General features: G+C 51.4%; 18 protein-coding genes and 4 tRNA genes. 17 read left to right on the top strand and 5 right to left on the bottom strand.

Going from position 1 to position 21,170, the window contains the following annotated elements:
- The first annotated feature begins 118 nt into the window (after window positions 1–118).
- From B3007_RS08195 to B3007_RS08150, 10 genes are all read left to right on the top strand, one after another.
- Window positions 119–195: transfer RNA gene (locus tag B3007_RS08195), tRNA-Pro, on the top strand.
- Between the two features lie 26 nt (window positions 196–221).
- Window positions 222–298: transfer RNA gene (locus tag B3007_RS08190), tRNA-Arg, on the top strand.
- 28 nt (window positions 299–326) lie between these two features.
- A tRNA-His gene (locus tag B3007_RS08185) sits at window positions 327–402 on the top strand.
- Window positions 403–571: 169 nt separating this feature from the next.
- A complete protein-coding gene (gene tig, locus B3007_RS08180; RefSeq protein WP_076517823.1) occupies window positions 572–1,894 on the top strand; it encodes a trigger factor in 1,323 nt (440 codons plus the stop codon).
- 118 nt (window positions 1,895–2,012) lie between these two features.
- Entirely contained in the window at window positions 2,013–2,636 is a 624-nt protein-coding gene (gene clpP, locus B3007_RS08175) for an ATP-dependent Clp endopeptidase proteolytic subunit ClpP (RefSeq protein WP_068444339.1), read from the top strand.
- Between the two features lie 96 nt (window positions 2,637–2,732).
- Window positions 2,733–4,016, top strand: coding sequence for an ATP-dependent Clp protease ATP-binding subunit ClpX (gene clpX, locus B3007_RS08170; protein ID WP_068444342.1), 1,284 nt, complete (start codon window positions 2,733–2,735; stop codon window positions 4,014–4,016).
- A 129-nt stretch (window positions 4,017–4,145) separates the two neighbouring features.
- The gene (gene lon / locus B3007_RS08165) at window positions 4,146–6,536 is read left to right on the top strand and encodes an endopeptidase La (protein WP_301391444.1); all 2,391 of its coding nucleotides are present in this window, start codon (window positions 4,146–4,148) and stop codon (window positions 6,534–6,536) included.
- A 113-nt stretch (window positions 6,537–6,649) separates the two neighbouring features.
- Window positions 6,650–6,922 carry an HU family DNA-binding protein gene (locus tag B3007_RS08160; protein WP_068443502.1) on the top strand — a complete coding sequence of 91 codons (273 nt, stop codon included), beginning with the start codon at window positions 6,650–6,652 and terminating at the stop codon, window positions 6,920–6,922.
- Window positions 6,923–6,941: 19 nt separating this feature from the next.
- A tRNA-Asp gene (locus tag B3007_RS08155) sits at window positions 6,942–7,018 on the top strand.
- A gap of 130 nt (window positions 7,019–7,148) precedes the next feature.
- A complete protein-coding gene (locus tag B3007_RS08150) occupies window positions 7,149–8,969 on the top strand; it encodes a SurA N-terminal domain-containing protein (protein WP_301378844.1) in 1,821 nt (606 codons plus the stop codon).
- Window positions 8,970–9,061: 92 nt separating this feature from the next.
- Here the strand turns inward: B3007_RS08150 and B3007_RS08145 are convergent, their stop codons facing one another.
- Genes B3007_RS08145 through B3007_RS08135 form a run of 3 tightly spaced genes read right to left on the bottom strand, consistent with a single transcriptional unit; the run spans window position 9,062 to window position 12,875 of the window.
- Window positions 9,062–9,856 (bottom strand): enoyl-ACP reductase FabI, encoded by a 795-nt coding sequence (locus B3007_RS08145; RefSeq protein ID WP_076517817.1) that lies wholly within the window; start codon window positions 9,854–9,856, stop codon window positions 9,062–9,064.
- A gap of 12 nt (window positions 9,857–9,868) precedes the next feature.
- Complete coding sequence (locus B3007_RS08140) at window positions 9,869–11,308, bottom strand: ABC transporter substrate-binding protein (protein WP_297532631.1); 1,440 nt, start codon at window positions 11,306–11,308, stop codon at window positions 9,869–9,871.
- Window positions 11,295–12,875 (bottom strand): lytic transglycosylase, encoded by a 1,581-nt coding sequence (locus B3007_RS08135; protein WP_301378841.1) that lies wholly within the window; start codon window positions 12,873–12,875, stop codon window positions 11,295–11,297. The genes B3007_RS08140 and B3007_RS08135 overlap by 14 nt, the downstream gene beginning before the upstream one ends.
- Before the next feature lie 73 nt (window positions 12,876–12,948).
- Between B3007_RS08135 and B3007_RS08130 the strand changes: the two genes are divergently transcribed.
- The 5 genes from B3007_RS08130 (at window position 12,949) to B3007_RS08110 (ending at window position 17,327) form a co-directional block, all read left to right on the top strand.
- The gene (locus B3007_RS08130; protein ID WP_301378823.1) at window positions 12,949–13,716 is read left to right on the top strand and encodes a methyltransferase domain-containing protein; all 768 of its coding nucleotides are present in this window, start codon (window positions 12,949–12,951) and stop codon (window positions 13,714–13,716) included.
- 3 nt (window positions 13,717–13,719) lie between these two features.
- Window positions 13,720–14,154, top strand: a complete 435-nt coding sequence (gene rnhA, locus B3007_RS08125) for a ribonuclease HI (RefSeq protein WP_068443516.1) — start codon at window positions 13,720–13,722, stop codon at window positions 14,152–14,154.
- A complete protein-coding gene (gene dnaQ / locus B3007_RS08120) occupies window positions 14,151–14,849 on the top strand; it encodes a DNA polymerase III subunit epsilon (RefSeq protein ID WP_301378821.1) in 699 nt (232 codons plus the stop codon). The genes rnhA and dnaQ overlap by 4 nt, the downstream gene beginning before the upstream one ends.
- Before the next feature lie 209 nt (window positions 14,850–15,058).
- Window positions 15,059–16,699: a hypothetical protein gene (locus tag B3007_RS08115; protein ID WP_301378819.1), complete on the top strand. Its 1,641-nt coding sequence runs from the start codon at window positions 15,059–15,061 to the stop codon at window positions 16,697–16,699.
- Window positions 16,686–17,327, top strand: a complete 642-nt coding sequence (locus tag B3007_RS08110) for a hypothetical protein (protein ID WP_068443524.1) — start codon at window positions 16,686–16,688, stop codon at window positions 17,325–17,327. The genes B3007_RS08115 and B3007_RS08110 overlap by 14 nt, the downstream gene beginning before the upstream one ends.
- 53 nt (window positions 17,328–17,380) lie before the next feature.
- Here B3007_RS08110 and B3007_RS08105 read toward each other — a convergent pair whose 3' ends face one another.
- Window positions 17,381–17,695: an SCP2 sterol-binding domain-containing protein gene (locus B3007_RS08105; protein ID WP_068443527.1), complete on the bottom strand. Its 315-nt coding sequence runs from the start codon at window positions 17,693–17,695 to the stop codon at window positions 17,381–17,383.
- Between the two features lie 234 nt (window positions 17,696–17,929).
- Here B3007_RS08105 and sohB point away from each other — a divergent pair, with 234 nt between their 5' ends.
- Both sohB and B3007_RS08095 read left to right on the top strand, forming a co-directional pair.
- The gene (sohB, locus tag B3007_RS08100; protein WP_068443529.1) at window positions 17,930–18,994 is read left to right on the top strand and encodes a protease SohB; all 1,065 of its coding nucleotides are present in this window, start codon (window positions 17,930–17,932) and stop codon (window positions 18,992–18,994) included.
- Window positions 18,995–18,998: 4 nt separating this feature from the next.
- Window positions 18,999–19,991, top strand: a complete 993-nt coding sequence (locus tag B3007_RS08095; protein ID WP_301378815.1) for a YhdH/YhfP family quinone oxidoreductase — start codon at window positions 18,999–19,001, stop codon at window positions 19,989–19,991.
- On the opposite strand, the gene B3007_RS08090 is transcribed toward B3007_RS08095, so the two are convergent.
- The gene (locus tag B3007_RS08090; protein WP_301378813.1) at window positions 19,992–21,152 is read right to left on the bottom strand and encodes a cation:proton antiporter; all 1,161 of its coding nucleotides are present in this window, start codon (window positions 21,150–21,152) and stop codon (window positions 19,992–19,994) included.
- Between the last annotated feature and the right edge of the window lie 18 nt (window positions 21,153–21,170).

Raw genomic sequence — 21,170 nt, 5'->3', positions numbered from 1 at the left:
AGAAATTAACCGAAGCATTTGTTTTTAAACATTTTTTTGAAAAACCCGTTGACGGGAATCTAAGCCATCTATAATATGCGCATCCACTTGAGGGGCACAGCCTTTTAAGTTGTTAGATCGGGGTATAGCGCAGTCTGGTAGCGCGCCTGGTTTGGGACCAGGATGTCGGGAGTTCGAATCTCTCTACCCCGACCATTTAATCTCTCGGATTAGATGGACATGCGCCCGTAGCTCAACTGGATAGAGCATCGGCCTTCTAAGCCGAGGGTTGCAGGTTCAAGCCCTGCCGGGTGCGCCATTTTAATGGCAGCTCAGCAGTCTATGTGGTGGCCGTAGCTCAGTTGGTAGAGTCCAGGATTGTGATTCCTGTTGTCGCGGGTTCGATCCCCGTCGGCCACCCCACTTTCTCCCCCTTGTCTTGATAGTTTTATAGCCCTTTCGGGCCTATCTTCGTTCCTCTATTTCTGGTGGTTTTAACGTATTGCTCCTTGAGCTATAATCCGCGACCTTTATTTATTGACGGTTGGCCGGAGGCTCGCCGTTCCCACGAAAACTGATATGAGAGGCATCTATGCAAGTGTCCATTGAGACAACCTCTGGTCTTGAACGTTGCATGACCGTTGGTGTACCCGCTGCGGAAGTAGAAGCGCAAGAAGTTGTAGAGTTAAAGCGCATCGCACAAAGCCAGAAAAACCAGAAAACTCCTGGCTTCCGTACTGGTAAGCCTCTGCCTCCGAAGGTTCTGAAGCAGCGTTTCGGTAAGCAGGCTCGCCTGGAAGCTGTTTACAACCAGATGCAGCAGACTTTCTTTAAGGCGGTTCAGGAGCAGGAAATCAAGCTGGCAGGTATGCCTAAGTTTGAGCCTACTGTTGATGAAGCAGGAAAAGATCTTGAGTTCAAAGCAGTCTTCGAAGTGTACCCAGAGATCGCTTTGGCTGGCTTCGACAGCATCAAAATCGAGAAGCGCAGCGCTGAAGTTACTGATGCTGACCTCGACACTATGCTTGAAAACCTGCAGAAGCAGCAGGCTAAGTGGAACGAAAGCGAAGAAGCCGCCGCTGATGGCGACCAGGTTGTTGTAGATTTCGAAGGTTTCATCGACGGTGAAGCGTTCGAAGGTGGTCAGGCAAACGACTACAACCTGACTCTGGGTTCTAACTCTATGATCCCAGGTTTTGAAGACGGTCTGGTTGGTAAGAAGGCCGGCGAAGAAACAACACTTGATGTTGCTTTCCCAGCGGATTACCACAAAGAAGATCTTCAGGGTAAACCAGCTCAGTTCAAAGTGACTGTTAAAGCAGTTAAGAAGCCTGAAATGCCAGAGCTGAACGAAGACTTCTTCAAAGGTTTCGGTATCGAAACTGCTGACCTGGAAGAGTTCAAGGTTGAGATTCGTAAGAACATGGAGCGTGAGCTCGGTCGTGCGATCCGCAACCTGACCAAGCAGCAGGTTATTGCTGGTCTGCAGGAAAACAACGAAGTTGAAGTTCCTTCTGCACTGGTTGATCAGGAAATTGATCGTCTGCGTCAGCAAGCTGTTCAGCAGTTTGGTGGTGGTCAGCAGATGGATGCAAGCATGCTTCCGGCTGAACTGTTCAAAGAACAGGCTGAAAAGCGTGTTGTTATCGGCCTGCTGATGAATGCAGCGATCGAATCTGCAGATCTGAAGCCAGACGAAGAGAAAGTTGAAGCGCTGATCGAAGAGATGGCGTCTGCTTACCAGGAGCCAGAACAGGTTCGCGAATACTACAACAGCAACCCGCAGCAGAAAGCTCAAGTTGAAGCTCTGGCTCTTGAAGACCAGGTAGTAGAGAAGGTTCTTGAGTCTGCTCAGGTGAGCGAAGTTGAGTCTAATTATGAGGAAGTTGTGCGTCTGGCTAACCAGCCTGCGTAAGAACTTACCATTCAGACCTGACTTTCAGCCAAGACATGGCTAAACTGAAAGACAGCCGCTATCCTTTAAGGATAACGGCTGTTTTTCTTTTTACTCACGTCAGGGAGTGCAGGGTCGAATGTTTGACTCCATGAAGCAACAATCAGAAATTATCGATAACGCTCTGGTACCAATGGTGGTAGAGCAGTCCGCGCGCGGCGAGCGCTCTTACGATATCTACTCACGCCTGCTGAAAGAGCGTGTCATCTTCCTGGTTGGTCAGGTCGAAGACCATATGGCAAACCTGGTCGTAGCCCAGCTGCTGTTCCTTGAGTCTGAGAACCCGGACAAAGATATTCACCTTTACATTAACTCACCGGGTGGCTCGGTCACTGCGGGTATGTCGATCTATGACACCATGCAGTTCATTAAGCCTGATGTGAGCACTATGGTTATTGGTCAGGCGTGCTCAATGGGTGCATTCTTGCTTGCAGCGGGCGCAGAAGGTAAGCGTTACAGCGTACCGAATTCACGCGTGATGATTCACCAGCCAAGTGGTGGTGCTCAGGGTCAGGCGACCGATATTCTTATCCACGCTCAGAACATCCAGGACACGAAAGACCGCCTGAATCGCATTCTTGCGGAACATACGGGCCAACCTCTGGACAAAGTTATTGCGGATACCGAACGCGATAACTTTATGGATGCAGAAGCGGCTAAAGCCTACGGGATTGTCGACGAAGTCCTGACAAAACGGGCATAACGAAATATTCCGCTTTAATTCTCTCCGACGGCTTGAAATTGCCGTCGGAAGCATCCATCTTTGAATAAACAGTAAGTAAGACGACGAGGCAGTCGAATGACCGACGAAACAAAAGGCAAAGGCGACGACGGTAAGCTGCTTTACTGCTCTTTTTGCGGTAAAAGCCAGCATGAAGTCCGTAAGTTGATCGCCGGGCCTTCGGTGTTTATCTGTGACGAATGCGTTGATTTGTGCAACGACATCATTCGTGAGGAAGTACAGGACGCCGAAACAAAAGGGAGCTCAGATCAGTTGCCAACTCCGCAGGAGATCAAGGCGACTCTGGATGAATACGTAATTGGCCAGGATAAGGCGAAGGTGGTGCTGGCAGTTGCCGTGTACAACCACTATAAGCGCCTGCAGCACGATGGTGGCAAGACTGGCGTAGAGCTTTCTAAGAGTAATATTCTCCTGATCGGTCCTACTGGTAGTGGTAAAACGCTGCTGGCTGAAACGCTGGCGCGTCTTTTGAACGTTCCATTTACTATCGCCGATGCAACAACGCTGACTGAAGCGGGTTACGTGGGTGAGGATGTTGAGAATATCATTCAGAAACTGCTGCAGAAGTGTGATTACGATGTCGACAAGGCGCAGCGCGGCATTGTTTATATTGACGAAATCGATAAGATCTCGCGTAAATCTGACAACCCATCCATCACTCGTGACGTATCGGGTGAGGGTGTTCAGCAGGCACTTCTGAAACTGATCGAAGGTACTGTTGCTTCTGTTCCGCCTCAGGGTGGACGTAAGCATCCGCAGCAGGAGTTCCTGCAGGTAGATACGGGCAATATCCTGTTCATCTGTGGTGGTGCTTTTGCCGGACTGGACAATATCATCCGTGACCGCTCTGAGAAGAGTTCCATCGGTTTTTCTGCCACTGTGAAGGGCAAAGAAGACGAGAAGGCGGTTGGTGAAGTTCTGCGCGAAATTGAATCAGGAGATCTGGTTAAGTTCGGTCTGATTCCTGAATTTATTGGTCGTCTGCCGGTTGTGGCAACGCTGGATGAGCTGGATGAAGACGCGCTTGTACGTATTCTGACCGAACCGAAGAACTCGCTTGTACGTCAGTATCAGCGTCTCTTCGAAATGGAAGACGTTGAGCTCGAGTTCCGTGACACTGCGCTGGACGCTATCGCTAAACTGGCGATGGAGAGAAAGACCGGTGCTCGTGGCTTGCGTTCAATTCTTGAAGCGGCGCTGCTTGATAGTATGTACCGCGTACCGTCAGAAGAGCATGTCGCCAAAGTTGTGGTCGAGGATTCCGTTATCCGCGGCGAAGCCGAACCGCTCATTATTTATGAAAGCAATGATGTTGGTAAAGTCTCACCAGATGACGACTGATCCACACTTTTAGAATTGCGTTACAGAGAAGGGGCCGAATGGCTCCTTTTCTTTTTCTGTCCCCTTGTAATCCTCTGTTGCCATCCCCAATATCAATAGTGTTACAGATACTTTGAACAGGTTGTAAATATGTCACAGCAAAACCTTCCGTTATTGCCTCTCCGTGACGTCGTGGTGTTTCCAGCGATGGTCATTCCTCTGTTTGTCGGACGTGAAAAATCGATCAACGCACTGCAGGAGGCAATGGATGGAGATAAACGCATCATGCTGGCTGCACAGCGCGATGCCGCCGACGATGCACCTGTTCTTGAAGGTATGCACGAGACAGGAACGCTAGCCACCATTCTGCAGCTACTGAAGCTCCCTGACGGTACTGTGAAAGTACTCGTTGAAGGTGATGTCCGTGCTCGACTGGACAATCTGGTCGACGCCGGTGACATGTACCGCGGTGACATCACGGTTGTCGAAGAGGAAGAATTAAGCGAGCGCGAGAATGAAGTGCTGCTCCGTTCATTAACCGGTCATTTCGAACAGTATGTTCAGCTGTCGAAGAAAGTCCCGAGTGAAGTTCTTTCAACTATCTCGAATATCGAAGATGCCAGCCGTCTGGCCGACACCATTGCTGCACACCTCTCCCTGAAGCTGGAAGAGAAGCAGGACGTTCTTGAGGTTCTCAATGCGAAAGATCGTGTCGAGCACTTGATGGAGCTGATGGAGTCCGAGATTGATCTTCTCAAAGTCGAGAAACGGATTCGCGGCCGTGTTAAGAAGCAGATGGAAAAAAGCCAGCGTGAGTATTACCTGAATGAGCAGATGAAAGCCATTCAGAAAGAGCTTGGCGATATGGAAGACGGCTCTAATGAATTTGAAGAGCTGACGAATCGTATTGAAGAGTCAGGCATGAGCAAAGACGCTCGTGAAAAGGCCGATGCTGAGCTGAAGAAGCTGCGCATGATGTCACCAATGTCTGCAGAAGCGTCTGTGGTTCGCGGTTATCTTGATTGGTTGATCAATATTCCCTGGAAAAAGCGCAGTCGGGTAAACAACGATATCGCTAAAGCCAGCGAGATCCTGGATGCGGATCACTTCGGTCTTGAGGAAGTAAAAGAACGTATTCTTGAGTACCTGGCAGTACAGAGCCGCGTTAAGAAAGTGAAGGGCGCGGTGCTGTGTCTGGTAGGGCCTCCGGGTGTGGGTAAAACGTCACTGGGTAAATCCATTGCCCGTGCGACCAATCGTAAGTTTGTAAGAATGGCGCTCGGTGGCGTGCGTGACGAAGCTGAGATTCGTGGTCATCGTCGTACCTATATCGGCTCTATGCCGGGCAAACTGATCCAGAAAATGTCCAAGGTTGAAGTGAAGAACCCACTTTTCCTGTTGGATGAAATCGACAAAATGGGCATGGATCATCGTGGTGATCCGGCATCGGCACTTCTTGAGGTGCTTGATCCGGAGCAGAACACTGCATTTGCCGATCATTATCTCGAAGTCGACTACGATCTGTCTGATGTGATGTTTGTCTGTACTTCGAACAGTATGGATATTCCCGGTCCGCTGCTGGATCGTATGGAAGTTATTCGTATCCCGGGCTACACCGAAGACGAGAAAGTAAATATTGCGCGTCGTTATCTGCTGCCTAAGCAGATTAAGCTGAATGGCCTCAAAGACAGTGAAATTGAAGTGTCTGATGATCGTCTGCGCGAGATTATTCGTTACTACACGCGTGAGGCGGGTGTGCGTGGCCTTGAACGTGAAGTCGCGAAACTGTGCCGTCGTGTAGTGAAAGCAAATATGCTTGATAAATCGAATGTGCAGCGCGAAATCAGTGAGGAAATGCTTCAGGATCACCTGGGTGTGCGCAAGTTCTCCTACGGGCTGGCGGCTTCCGATAATCAGGTTGGCCAGGTGACTGGTCTGGCGTGGACGTCGGTTGGCGGTGAGCTGCTGACTCTGGAAGGCGCTGCAACGCCGGGTAAAGGGCGTATCGTCAAAACCGGTAAGCTGGGTGAGGTGATGCAGGAGTCTATTCAGGCGGCACTCACGGTCGTTCGCTCGCGTGCTGCGGGTATGGGGATCGCAGAAGACTACTTCGAGAAGCACGACCTGCATATTCACGTACCAGAGGGGGCTACGCCGAAGGATGGTCCGAGTGCTGGTATTGGTATGGTTACCGCTCTGGTTTCTGTGATGACGGGAATTCCGGTTCGTGCCGATGTTGCCATGACGGGTGAAATTACCCTGCGCGGTAAAGTGCTAGCGATCGGTGGTCTGAAAGAGAAGCTTCTTGCGGCGCATCGCGGTGGAATTAAGACGGTTGTCATTCCAAAAGAGAATGAAAAAGACCTGAAGGATATCCCGGATAACATTAAAGCCGACTTGCAGGTTCTCCCTGTTGACTGGATTGATGAAGTTCTGGATGTTGCGCTCGAGAGCAAGCCAGAGGATGTAATTGGTGAAATTATGACCACTGACGATGCGAACACGAAAAAAGATGACTCAGGTCGGCCAAGTACACACTAAGGTCGCTTGACGCTCTTGGGGGTAGTTGGTATAAATCAACGCTCTCAAGTTTCTGTAGCGATCATCCAGTCGCACAACAAAACTAAAGATATGGATGCAATAAGGGGATAAGTGTGAACAAGTCTGAACTGATTGATGCTATTGCGGCTTCTGCTGATCTGCCAAAAGCAGCGGCTGGTCGTGCTCTGGATGCCATGATTGAGGCAGTGGGCGGTGCTCTGAAAGAAGGTGACCAGGTTGCTCTGGTTGGCTTTGGTACTTTCCTGGTTAAAGAGCGTGCTGCTCGTACAGGTCGTAACCCGCAGACTGGCGCTCCGATCGAAATCAAAGCGGCTAAAGTACCTGGCTTCAAGCCTGGTAAAGCGCTGAAAGACGCTGTCAACTAAGACACCGTTGTAAGGGTTAGGACCGGTAGTTCAGTTGGTTAGAATACCGGCCTGTCACGCCGGGGGTCGCGGGTTCGAGTCCCGTCCGGTCCGCCAGAATAAAGCGCATCCTTGATGCGCTTTTTTTGTGTATAGTGCTGTTGCTGACGATCAGCTCTCATAATTATTAATGCCGCTTGTCGCGGTAGGCACTAAGTCCGGAATCACCGGGCATTAGGGAGGAAACATGCTACAGACCATGCGTAATAATGCGCAGGGCATCATCGCCAAAATCATCGTAGGTTTTATTATTGTTGTTTTCGCACTTTGGGGTGTTGAAAGCATTGTCAATCTTGGCGGTGGCGAAAAACCCGTAGCGACGGTTGGCGACTATGAGATTAGCCGCGTCGAGGTTCAGCAAAAAATTGCTGAGCAGAAAAATCAGCTGCGTCGTCAGTTTGGCGATCAGTACGATGACGGTCTGTTCAATGACAAGTTTCTTGAGCAGTCGGCTGTTGAACAATTGATTAACGAAAAAGTTGCACAGACTCAGGCGGACAAACTCGACCTGTATGCAGCAAAGGGTATCGTTGATCAAATGATTGTAAATACGCCTTCGTTCCAAACGGCGGGCGAGTACGATCCGGAACAATTTAAGCTGGTTCTGCGGATGAATGGTTATTCAGTTGCGCAGTACCGTGCAATGCTGGCTGACAGTGTTCGTCAGAATCAGGTTCGTGCAGCCTTCATGCTGTCGACCATTGAAACTCCATTCGAAATGCAGTTGCGCCAGTCTCTTGAAAATGAACAACGCACATTCTCTTACGCTTCGGTATCAGCGGATCAGTTTAAAGATTCTGTCGAAGTGCTGGATGATGAAATTACTGCGTATTACGACGAGAATATACAGCGTTTCATGACTCCAGAGCGTGCGCGCATTCGTTATGTGCTCCTGTCTCGCGACAGCATTGAAAATGCACAGGAAGTCACTGACGAAGATCTCGAAGTGGCATATCAGGATTACGTTGCTGATATCGAACAGAATGAACAGCGTGAATCTGCGCATATTCTGTTCCTGACCGAAGACCGTTCTGAAAGCGAAGCGCTTGAACTGGCAGAAGCTGCTCGTACGCGCCTCGAGAATGGTGAGTCGTTCGCGACTGTCGCGGCGGATGTATCAGAAGATGGCGGTTCGGTTGACATGGGCGGCTCATTGGGTGTTAACCCTCGCGGTGCGTTTGACCCAGCGTTCGATGATGCTCTTTTCGCGCTCGAAGAAGGCGAAGTGTCCGAGCCAATCGTGACTGAATTCGGTGTTCACATTATTAAGGCTGTATCCGTTCAGTCTGCAGATGTTCCCGCGATGGCTGACGTTCGTGATGAACTGGTCGATATCGTAAAAGCTGAGAAGGCAGGCTTCCTGTTCGCTGAGCGTAGCCAGGAACTCGCTAATTCAGCGTTCTCGGCTGAAACGATTGAAGAGCTGGCAGCAAGTTCAGGCCTCGAGGTTCAGACCAGTGATTATTTTACCCAGACAAGTGGTCAGGGTGTTGCTGATTCAGATCAGGTTCGCCGGGCAGCCTTTGAAGATAACATGAAGCTTGATCGTGAGCTGAGTGACCTTGTCGATATGGAAGCAGGCTCTATGGTGTTCGTTGTTGATGATTATCAGGATGCTCAGCCTAAGCCACTCGATGAAGTTCGTGGTCAGGTTGTTGCTGCTCTGACCAGCCAGAAAGCGCTTGAGGCTGCTTCTGAGAAGGCTCAAGCTATTCTCGCAGGTGAGGCAGATGCTGACTGGAGTGAGGTGACGACCACACTGCGTCAATCAACAGATGCGCCTCGTGTTGCACAGCAGAAGGCCTTTGCACTGGCTGAAGGCGAGTCAGATGTAGTGTCTTCACCTGCTGGGTATACAGTGGTCAAACTGACGTCTGTTGATCGTAAGTCATGGGAAGATATGGCGTTAACGGATGAGCTTAAAACCTCTGTTCGCAATCAGTCTGCCCGTGACGATATGGTGAGCTACCAGGCATGGTCAAAAGCTAATACTGAGATTTCCCAGTAAGGTAATTCAGTAGTTAGTCCGAACAATAAAAAAGGCAGCCGTGGGCTGCCTTTTTTATTGGTTAGTCGGGTCACTGCCCCAAAAACGATTTATTAATCGTCCATCTCTTCCAGACTCATGGCACAGGTGTTAAACCCACCGTCGACATAGATATTCTGTGCCGTTACACCTGATGCCATGTCGGAACACAAAAATACCGCGGTATTTGCGACTTCCGCAGCCGTGATGTTTCGTTTGAGTGGAGCACGCTCTGCGTTTTTCTTGAGCATTTTTCGGAAGCTCTTAATGCCGGACGCAGCCAGCGTTTTTATAGGCCCGGCAGAAATTGAATTGACGCGGATACCATCAGGTCCGGTTGAGCCTGCGAGGTAGCGCACAGACGCTTCGAGCGAGGCCTTAGCGAGCCCCATGACGTTATAGTTTGGCAGTGTCTGCTGAGAGCCGTGATACGTCAGCGTGAGCATGGCTCCGTTCCGGCCTTCCATCATTGGTTTTGCGTGCTTTGCCAGTGCCACGAAGCTGTAGGAGCTGATGTCGTGTGCCACCCGGAAACCTTCTCGGCTGGTGACGTCGAGATAATCGCCATTGAGTTCCTCAGCTGGAGCAAACCCTACGGAGTGGATGAGGATATCTATGCCGTCCCATGTTTCTTTAAGCGAATCAAACACGCCCTGAATGTCGTCATCTGATGATACGTCACAGGGGAAGCACAGATCTGAATTCCAGTCTGCAGCCATTTTTTTAACACGTTCGCCGAGCTTGTCACCCTGATACGTAAACGCCAGCTCGGCACCTTCTCTGTGAAATGCCTCTGCAATGGCATAGGCGATTGAATGTTTGCTGGCCACGCCAACAATAAGGGCTTTCTTGCCACTGAGTAGACCCACACTAGGCTCCTGTTATTCTGGTTGTGTCGTGTTGTTGGTTGCGGGGTAGCGTATTACCACGGGCTCTTCATCCTCGTCCCGGTCAGGCCTGCCAAGAACGCGCGCTCTCTGTCGCCGGTCTAGCCCGATGTAGCCACCCTGATAGATGTCTGTCGGTGAGAGGAGGTCACCTTTTTCTTCTCCCGGCTCCGGGAGTGTCACCCAGGGCCAGCATGCGTATTGATAATAGGGAATGTCGTATAGAGCGGCAATATGGAGGTTGCTGTCATTCGACGAAAGATAACGTAGTACTTCTGCATGGTTTGCGATCTTGCTTTGCGGAAGGGCGATTATTGCCGCCTCATAAAACCCGGTTCGTACCCGGGATTTGAATATCCGTGATGGCACTTGAGAGTATTCAGCCTGGCTGGCCCAGTTCAGTGTTGGTGCGGGGCTGAAAATAACATCGGCAACCAGGCCTTCGGACTTCTCACCATCAACTGCGCTGAATACTTGCTCCTTCAGAAGAGTAAAGCGATCTTGATCCAGGCTGCCAGAAGCAATCAGTAAAACGCTGAGTGGGTTCTCGGCTTCACTGATAATGTGAGTAATGTTTTTGATTTCAAGCAGTGTCTTCAGCCACTCATCGGCGCTGTCGGATATTGATGTCGTGCTGATGCAGTCAACCTGGCCTTGTATGAATTGATCGAACCTCTCCGCTGAAGCTTTATGAAAGACTATTTTCCGTATTCTGAATCGATCACTCAGTGCAGGTACATTGTCTCCCCACCAGTCAGGGTTTCTCTCCAGACTCATGGTGGTGCCATTCAGATCGGTAGGGAGGTAAGGGCCGTTTACTGGTGGACGTGCATCAGCGGCCATGCCCGCGGCGTGCCCGGGCATGATTCGTAATCCAAATAATGCTTCGGGTGCTCTGTCATACTTTTGTGAGTAGTGGAGAGCGAAGTGTTCGGCATCGTATTGCGTAATCCCCGTCAAAGACTGATTAATCAGCTGACGTTGATAGGGTGTCCCGGACGTTAGCTCTGACAAGTAGAAAAGAGTGTATATAGCGTCTTTTGTTGTGACGGGTATGCCATCGCTCCAGGTTGCCCCTGGATGGATGCGGAAAATGATTTTGTGGTTGTCTGGCTCGTCACGCCAGCTTGCTGCCAGAAGCGGTGGCCGGAGACCATCCGTCCCCGGCTTTCCTGCCAGAGGAACATAAAGATCGTCCAGGAGGTCGTCTGATGGTGTTGACGGCAGGCGCTTCCAGTTTTTTGGGAGCGTAGTGGTGAGGGTGGTGAACGCACCTGCTATCTTGACGGCTGACTCTGATTCTATGACATCGACGACAGGTAGCTCTGGTAGCGTTCTGGCATCTTCAACAAATACATCGAGGGCGAAGGACATTGAGGCGCTCAGGGTCAGCCAGAGCGCCAGTGCAGCGAGGTAGGGTTTAGCGAATGACATCTACATACAAAGTCAGATTCTGGCCGGGCTTCAGATAACGGCCCCCCAGTTTGCTTGAGTTCCAGCGCTTGATGTCGGACACCGTGACATTGAAGCGGGAACCGATGGTGCTCAGGTTGTCACCGCTGCGCACTTTGTAATACACCTTACGCACTTCCTCTCGCTGACCGTCAGACTCCGTGGTCCAGATGGTCAGCTTCTGACCGACTCTGAGTGGGTCGCCAGGCGCCATGCCATTCCAACGACTCAGTTTATTGACCGAGGTGTCGTACATGCGAGCAATCTTCCAGAAGCTGTCGCCATTCTTAACGCGGTAATCTACGCGCTGTGAGCGGTTTGCCGTTTGACCTGCATTCTGCTTGCGGGTCAGGCGCTCACTCAGGCTCAAACCATATTCGCCGCCGGCTTTTAGTGCAGAAGGAATAAGAAGCTGCTGACCCGCGTAGATGGTGTCTGACTTCAACTGATTGGCGCTGCGGACAACTTCCGCCGTGATGTTATGTTTCCGGGCAATAGTGATCAGGCTGTCGCCCGAACGAACCACGTATCGTTGCCATTTCAGTCTCGAGTTCTCATCCAGGTTGGCGAGGTTCTCTCGATAGATAAACTCCTGCGTCGCAGGAATCAGGACTTCGTGAGGGCCGTCAGGATGAGTTGCCCAGCGATTAAATTGTGGATTCAGGCGATAGATCTCATCGAGGTCGGTGTCTGCAAGTTCGGCGACCTGTGACAGGTCAATCTGACCACCTGTTGGCACGATAGCGAAGTAGGGAGCATCTTCAATATCTCTCCAGGCGATGTCGTAATCTTCCCTATGCTTCAACAGGTAGGAAATAGCGACGAGCTTAGGCACATAAGCACGGGTCTCTTTAGGAAGATCCAGACTCCAGAAATCGGTATCCAGCCCTTTGCGTTTGTTCTTTCTGATGGCTTTTCTTACGGTGCCTGCACCAGAGTTGTAACTGGCAAGCGCGAGCATCCAGTCGCCATCGAAGCGACCTGCAAGGTATTCGAGGTAATTGAGGGCCGCGTTGGTAGCGCTGCGAATGTCGCGGCGACCGTCATGCCACCAGTCCTGATGGAGCCCGTAGGCGCGACCTGTCGACGGTATAAACTGCCACACGCCTGAAGCACGGCCATGACTGTAGGCGAAGGGGTCGAAGGCACTTTCGACAACCGGGAGCAAAGCCAGTTCGCCCGGAATCTCGCGACGTTCAACTTCGCTTGCGATGTAGTGAAGATAGCGGCGCGCACGATCAGATACCTGTTCCAGGTGTCGTGGGTGTCTGATGTACCAGTCCATGTGACGTTTTACGCGCGAATTTGATGTGTCGAGTTCAAGTCCGAAATTACGAACAACACGATCCCAGGAAGTTGCTGGCGCCAGAGGCTCCGTAAACTCTTCTTCGGGAACTGGTTCGGCCTGGAGGGCTGGTGCGGTGTCGCTGACTGGCTGATCTGGTGCGATGCCTGCGATGTTGTCTTCTGAGGCAGGCTCGTTTTTCGGGGCGATGGAACTGCACGCTGACAGGACTGCCGTCAGCAGGCATACTTGCAATAACTTCATACAACTGGTGTCTGACTACGTTTTCCTGTCAGTCTATCAGCATAATCCATGCCCGCAAGGCGAACAGTGTCAAATGAAACACGGCCACAGAATAAAAACTCAGGTTCAGAAGCGATGGTTGAGTCGCAAGGATACACAAAGACTGATGGCGCTGGAGGGCTCGTGGCTTGAGGAAAGAGTCTCCCACTTAAGAGGACGTCATCTTCTTTACGCCGGCGTAGATTCAGACCCTAAGTTCCTGAGTCGTAGTCGGGCGGATCATACCTTTCGCGTGGGTTTGCCCTGGCAGAGAGGCCTGGTTGATTGTCAGGCTCAGATCGATAATACGCGCTGGCCGTTCCCTGATGAAGCGCTTGATGTCGTGGTTCTTCAGCATGCGCTCGATATGACAAACCGGCCACACCAGTTGGTGCGGGAGGCCACTCGCTCGCTTGTTTCGGGCGGTTATCTGGTTGTTGTTGGATTTAATCCCTACAGCACCTGGGGTGGTGTTCGGTGGCTGCGAACCATGTCGACAGAATTGCCCTGGGTGTCAAACCCTGTCGCACCATTACGCTTGTCAGACTGGCTGATGCTACTGGACTTCCGGGTTGAAAATATCACTACCGCTGCGCATTTATGGCCTGTAAAAATTGGATCTGAAGCTATGAGCCGCCGGTTTGATCGTGTTCTGGCAGGCAATCGGATGGTCGCCGGAAATATATACCTTTTGGTGGCACGGAAAACCGTAGCAGGCATGACAACCATACGTTCAGGGCGTAAAGTGCGGCGCGAACCGAAACTGGGCTTCGCGATTCCTGCGACCAGAAAGCCTGTATCCAGAACCAGAGGATCACTGTAAGACATGAAAGTAGAGCTGTTCACCGATGGTGCGTGTAAAGGTAACCCGGGCCCGGGAGGCTGGGGCGCATTGTTAAAATACGGCGAAAACGAAAAAGAGCTGTGGGGCGGCGAAAACAATACGACGAACAATCGTATGGAGCTCATGGCTGCAATCGAGGGCCTGAAGGCTTTGACCCGCCCTTGTCAGGTTGTTCTGACAACAGACTCAAAGTACGTAAAACAAGGCATTAATCAGTGGTTGGCTGGTTGGAAAAAAAACGGTTGGAAGACGGCATCAAAACAACCGGTGAAAAATAAAGATTTGTGGCAAGCTCTCGATAAGGAGTGCTCGCGCCATGAGGTTGAGTGGCACTGGGTAAAAGGGCATGCCGGCCATGATGGTAATGAACGTGCGGATCAACTGGCAAATCGTGGTGCAGCAGAGGCAGTTAAATGAGACAGGTAGTACTTGATACAGAAACCACCGGTATTGGCGATGGTCACAGAATCATAGAAATCGGCTGTGTTGAGGTTATTAAACGCAAGCTGACCGGACGGCATTATCACGTTTATATCAACCCTGAGCGGCCTATTGATGAAGAAGCAGCAGAGGTCCATGGCATTACCAACGAGTGGCTGATTGAACAGGGCGCGCCTGTATTCAGTCAGGTCGTTGATGATTTCCGCACGTTTATTGATGGCGCTCAGCTCGTTATTCACAACGCGCCGTTTGACGTCGGTATGATGGATGCGGAATTCTCGCGCTTGAATATGACGCCAACACGCGATTTCTGTGGCATCCTTGATACGCTTGTGATGGCCCGCCAGATGCACCCGGGTGCACGTGCCAGCCTCGATGCCTTGTGTAAACGCTATGGTATTGATAACTCGCACCGTGAACTCCACGGCGCTTTGCTCGATGCCGAAATTCTGGCCGATGTTTATCTGATGATGACCGGCGGCCAGACGGATCTCGCCCTTGGGGAGGACGAATCAGATTCGGCGGTTGTCGAGCTTGATCTGGGCGACATCAAAGTCGATGCAGCGGCATTGAAAGTAGTAAAGGCCACTACAGAGGAAGCAGCCGCCCACGAGGCGTTTCTGGACTTGATAGACAAGAAAAGTGAAGGGGCGCTGTGGCGTCGCTCTTAATAATAAAAAACTGAATGGCGAAACTGCGAAGGCGAGCACGGATTTATCAACCAGGCAGGTTATGTTGAACTATGCCGTTTCTACGGGATATCGGTGCGTCTGTCTGCCAGTTGATGAAAACACCCATCACTCCGGTAGAATCCGCCAGAGCGACTATTCAGTAATAAATAACCCGGCGGCGTTATTGGTCGGACAGGAAGACAATAAAAATGGCAGATTTACCTAGCGCAGAAGTTTCAAATCAGTTCGCATCGTCGTTACACGTGGTGCGCAAAGAGATTGAAAACGCGCTGGACCATGCGGCGGTTCAGCTGGATACCTACAGTACCGATGACAGTGAAGAGACCATCCGTACTTTTCTGGAAGAAATTCGTCAGCTTCGCGGCACTTTTAAGATGCTCGACTTCCGTGCGGGTGAGCGCTTGTGTGAGGAGCTTACCGAAACCATCCGCCGATCACTCAATTCAGGTGTCAGTGAAGGCCTTCTTGATGCGTCCACTCAGGCTGTGGTGTACCTGAAACGATACATAGAATTTGTGATTACAGGTCAGGATGTTGCTCCATCGCTGTTGATACCTACCATCAATCTCGTGAGACGTGAGCGAGCAGAAAAAGGCTTGCCTGAAGGGTATTTCTTTCTGAATAACCTGCGCCCGAAGCTGGACCAGCCGAAGGCCGCTGCGAATCGTGCAGTCGCTTATCGTCGTGTGCGGCAGATGCTTCAACTGGGCTTGCTGGGACTAATTCGTGGCTCCGGCAAACGTGGCCCCTTACAGGTGCTCGTCAGGGCTGTTGAACGTCTTGAGCTGGCGGCCAGAGGATCTCACAGCTGGATATTCTGGGAAGTTGTTTCTGGAGCGCTGGATGCTTTGCAGCAGGATGAATTCGACGTCACACCACAGCGTATCTCTCTGGTTGGTCAGTTGGATCGTCAGGTCCGTAAACTTCAGGCAACTGAAGGTGCAGCATTCAACGAGCAGCCATCTGACGCTTTGCTGAAAGAGTTCCTGTACCTGGTTGCGTTGGCTCAGCCTGAGTCTGACCGTCTAAAACTGCTGCATAGCAGTTTCCAGTTGGCGGATCATGTTCGCGAACGGGAGTTGAGGGTCACCCGTAACGATCTTAGTGGTCCGGACCAGTCTGCGCTGGTGTCCTTCGCACGCGCTCTGCAGGACGAAATTGAAGCATTAAAAGACATCATTGATCGCAGTCAGCGCAACCCCGAACTTGCTGTCGAAGACTCTGAGTTGATCGAGCGGCTGGAGCGTATCTCAGATACCCTGATCATGGTCGATATGAATCCGACGGCCGAGCTCGCTGACGGAGTAATCCGTCAGATACGGTCGGGACAGGCGGATATTGAAGGCCTGGCGGACGACATTATCCGTATCGAACAGGATGTTCAGGCAATTGTTCAGTCTAACAGCCTGAAAGGTTCTCAGGTTATTGATCCCGTCACGCTTAAAGAGGCGAATATCGCTGTGGTCTCTGAGTCGGTGACAGCGCTAGTGATGGTGAAAAGAGCCGTGGCTTCCTATGTTGATAGCGGAGATAAACTGCACGTGAAGAATGTAGGTAAGAGCCTGCGGGACGTAAGTGGTGCAGTTATTTTTCTGGGTAAGGCCGATCTCCGCGCGATGTTGCTCGAGCTTGAGGAGTTCGTCGAGCATCAGGTGATGGACTCAAGAGTGGCACCTTCGTCTCAGGATATGGATGCCTTCGCTGACGCAGTAACTGCAGTTGAGTATTATCTGGACACGTATGATTCTCCAGCCTCTGGCGGCAGTGATGCATTACGCATGGCTGAAGAGAGTATGGTGCAGTTGAGAGCCGGTCATGTTGCAAACTAGTCTTACACTAATCAGCAGTGGCGCAATTCTAATTGCGGTCGTTGTGGCACTCTTTCTCTGGGCCGGCAAAGGCTGGTTCAGGCAGTGGCTCCGAGGCACTACAGGAATGATCCTTATTGCTGGGGCTATCTGGTTAGGGTTGGTCGTGTGGGATCTGGCCAGCTATCGATCCGCCATTCAGGAACGGCCTCTGGCGTCGGTAAGCATTTATGAAATCGAGCCACAGGTATTTGATCTGACATTGGTTGACTCTGAAGGCGAAGAAGAGCGCTTCGTTGTAAAAGGCGATCAATGGCAGCTCGATGTACGTATGCTGGTATGGACTGGCCCATTACTGGCACTGGGCAAGGAACCTTTGTATCGGTTTGATCGCTTGTCAGGGCGTTATCTGAGTCTTGAGCAGGAACGTAGTGCACCTAGAACGGTTTATGGGTTTGGTGGTTCCGAAGGCTTTGATGTCTGGAGCTGGTTACGCAACTACGATCTGTGGCTGGATGCAGATTTTGGCAGCGCAGTCTATATGCCTATGGAGAATGGTGCTGTGTTCAGTGTTGTCCGGACCACGAAAGGACTGGTTGCTCGGCCGGTGAATGACGTTGCGGAGAGCGCCATCGCCGGGCAGTGGTAAAACACAAGTACAAAAAAAGCGGCCATCGGCCGCTTTTATCGTATCTGTCGATATTAAGCAGGGAACAGTTCACCCAGCTTAGTCGCCAGCATCATGTCGCCTTCGACTTTCAGCTGACCAGACATGAATGCCATCATGCCGTCCAGATCACCATTAACGATACCCTGCAGGGTCTCGCTGTTCATGATCAGAGTTACGTTTGGATCACCCGCTTCACCCTGAACAACTTCGCAGGCGCCGTCTTTAACGATCAGGTGGTAGTTGTCCGCGTCTTCGATGTTGAACTGGAAAACCAGATCCAGGCCTTCAGCGGCAGCTGGGTTGAATTTAGCGTTCATTTCATTGATGAATTCAGCAGCAGATGACATATCAATATCCTTCGGTTACTTACGTGTTGTTCTACGGCGGCGGAAGTACTGCCGTTGATTCGTGCCCGTTCAGGCCTGTCGACACTCTAAGTGGCCCTCTGGAGGGTGTCAACGAAATTCGAACGATTGTTTGAATTTCAGACTGCGGTTACTTCTCTTACCTGACAGAGCTTGCGGCACGCCCGGTTTTCGTTATGCTGGCTCTTCCCAAATACAGGATTAAAGGATATCTGAGTGGAGTTTATTGCAGATTACGGCAGCTTTCTCTTGAAGACAGTTACACTCGTCGTGGCCATTCTGGTGGTCGTCGGTGGAATGATCGCACTAGGTAGCCGACAGAAAAAGTCGGGCTCCGAGGGTGAACTGAAAATTCGTAAGCTGAACGAGCAGCTGGAAGATTACAAAGAGCAGCTCGAAAATGAGATCAATACAGAAGCTACTCTGAAACAGCTGGAAAAAGACCGGAAGAAAGAAGACAAGGCGAAACAGAAGGCAGAGAAGAAAGCAGCCTCTGCTGGGGCGGATGCTTCCAAAGAAACAAAACGTGTGTACGTCATCGATTTTGATGGTGACATCAAAGCATCTGATGTTGATCTTATGCGCCGTGAAATTACGGCCATCCTGACCATGGCCACTAAGGACGACGAAGTCGTTATCCGCCTCGAAAGCGGCGGTGGTATGGTGCACTCCTACGGCCTTGCCGCATCGCAATTAAAGCGCATCCGTGACAAAGGTATCCAGCTCACTGTATGCATCGATAAAGTCGCCGCAAGCGGTGGCTACATGATGGCCTGCCTTGCAGACCGGGTGGTTGCTGCTCCGTTTGCAATTGTTGGTTCTATTGGCGTTGTGGCCCAGCTCCCGAACTTCAATAAGCTTCTCAAAAAGAACGATGTAGATTTCGAAATGTTCACTGCGGGTGAATATAAGCGCACAGTAACCATGTTCGGTGAAAATACTGATAAAGCGCGAGAGAAATTTCAGTCTGATCTGAACGATACTCACGTTCTTTTCAAGCAGCATGTGAAACAGTTCCGCCCTCGTGTTGACATTGATGCGGTTGCTACGGGTGACATCTGGTATGGCCAGCAGGCACTCGACCAAAAGCTGATAGACGAGGTGGGAACAAGTGACGATTATCTCGTCTCAGCATGTGAACGCGCGGATGTGTACACGGTCGCATACGAGTACCGTCGGTCATTCCAGGAGCGTATGGGCTTTGCCGCTCAGGCGGGCTTTGAGCGCGCTGTAACGCGGGTCCTGACTGCCGTTCAGAATCAGATGCAGACAAAAGGGTAATACGATGAGTTTTCTAGCATATCAGGTAGAGGAAGCGGATAAGAAATTCGAGGCTTCGTGGGTTAAGCAGGAAGATTCCGACTTGCCGGAGGGGGACGTCCTCATCGAGGTCGCCTACTCCTCGGTGAACTACAAAGATGCACTTTCCGCGACTGGTAATCGTGGCGTCACAAAAGCCTATCCGCACACACCGGGTATTGATGCCGCAGGTACTGTTCTTGAAAGCAGTGATAGCGCGTTCTCGAAGGGTGACGAGGTTGTCGTATTCGGTTACGACCTGGGCATGAATACAAACGGCGGTTATGGCCAGCATATTCGTGTGCCTGCCGCATGGGTGCTGAAGAAACCTGAGGGTATTTCAGCGTCAGAGGCGATGGCGTGGGGCACCGCTGGCTTTACTGCGGCTCTGAGCGTACAAAAGCTTGAGCGGGCGGGTATTTCGCCGGACCGTGGCCCGGTATTAGTCACTGGTGCTACAGGCGGCGTTGGCTCTGTGGCTGTCTCTTTGCTGTCTAAATTAGGCTACAGTGTCGTTGCTCTTTCAGGTAAAGCAGATAAAAACGACTGGCTTGAATCTCTTGGTGCAAAACGCATCGTAAGCCGCGATGACGTGCTGTCACTGAAAGGTAAAGCGATGGCGAAGCCTGTTTATCAGGCGGCTGTTGATACCGTCGGTGGGGATATGGTGTCAGCCATACTGCCGCAGCTGATGCCTGAGGGCGCTGTGACTACTTGCGGTATGATTGCTGGCGTCAAGGTTGAAGCGAGTGTGTTCCCGTTTATTCTGCGTGGCGTCAGTCTTCTCGGTGTGGATTCGGTTGAGATTCCACGAGCGGACAAGCAAGCGGTACTGGATAAGGCTGCAGGCGATTGGAAACTGGAAAGCCTTGAAAGCATGACCACTGAGATCGGCCGGAAAGAACTTCCTGATGTTCTCTCCCGGATCATCAAAGGGGAAGGCGTCGGTCGTTACCGCGTTAACCTGAATAAAGACTAGTCAATCACGCCTCAACTTGTCGCTGATGGCGATTGGGTTGGGGTAGTTGAATACGACGATATAGCTGGACAGGACGAATGTGATAATCGCTGTTGCCTGAACCAGGAGGGATGCGCGCTCCGTGAGGAGTGCGCTCTCAATTGCCACGAATACCACCAGCAGTGAAAACTCACTGATTTGCCCCAGCCGGAAACCAACATCCCAGGCTAGCTTCGGCGTCTCACTGAAGCGCCCGAGAAGCACCCGGAACGTCAATGGTTTCAGCGTCAGAACAGCCCCCGCCAGTAACACTGCGCCAACCAGCACCTCCTCCAGCATTCCAAGATTGACGCCCGCACCCAGTGTGAAAAAGAACATGACGAGAAAGAAGTCTCTCAGTGGCTTAAGGCTGATCGCCATAAACTGAGCGATAGGGCTGGTTGCCAGAGTCACCCCGGCAATGAATGCACCTATCTCCCCGGAAAGTCCGATCACAGCAGCGGCCTCGGCAACAGCCAGACACCAGCCGATGGCCATAATGAACAGGTATTCCTGATAGCGATCGAAGCGTTGAATGAGCGGAAGAAGAACTAGCTTCACGATCAGGTAACAGGCTGCCGCGAGTACAGGCAGGGCCAGAAACGGCTGCCAGACAGGCTGGTCGGATTCACCGCTCAGCACGCCAAGTAGTATGAGAGTCAGGATAGCGATCATATCCTGAATCAGGAGAAGACCGACCATGAGTTCACCGCTGTGTTTGTGGTGGAGAACCGTCGTGGGCAAGAGTTTTAAACCAATGATGGTGCTCGAAAACATAAGCGCCAGGCCAACGATGATGGCATCCATAAATCCGTAGCCAAGCAGGTGTGTGACGCCGGCCCCTACGCCAAAGAACAGCAACGAGCTGAGTAGTGCAACGGACATCGCTTTCTTCAGTACCGCAAACAGCGAAGAAGGCTGCATATCCAGCCCGAGGAGAAAGAGAAGAAATATAATCCCGATATGAGCCATGTCTGTGAGCTCATCTGGGTGCTCAATCCAGCCCATGCCATACGGGCCTGCAATGGCACCGAGTGCTATGTAGGCGACGAGTATGGGTTGGCGTGTGTAGAGTGCGAAAGTCGCGAGAACGAGTGCACCGGCAAAAATAAGAAAGAAAGAAAAAACGATATCCTGTGGCATAACTCCCCCAAATGTGAC

Source organism: Thalassolituus sp. UBA675 (genome assembly GCF_002297765.1).
Taxonomy (GTDB): Bacteria; Pseudomonadota; Gammaproteobacteria; order Pseudomonadales; family Oceanobacteraceae; genus Thalassolituus.
The sequence above is the reverse complement of the archived record's forward strand: the minus strand, read 5'-3'. Positions and strand labels throughout refer to the sequence as shown.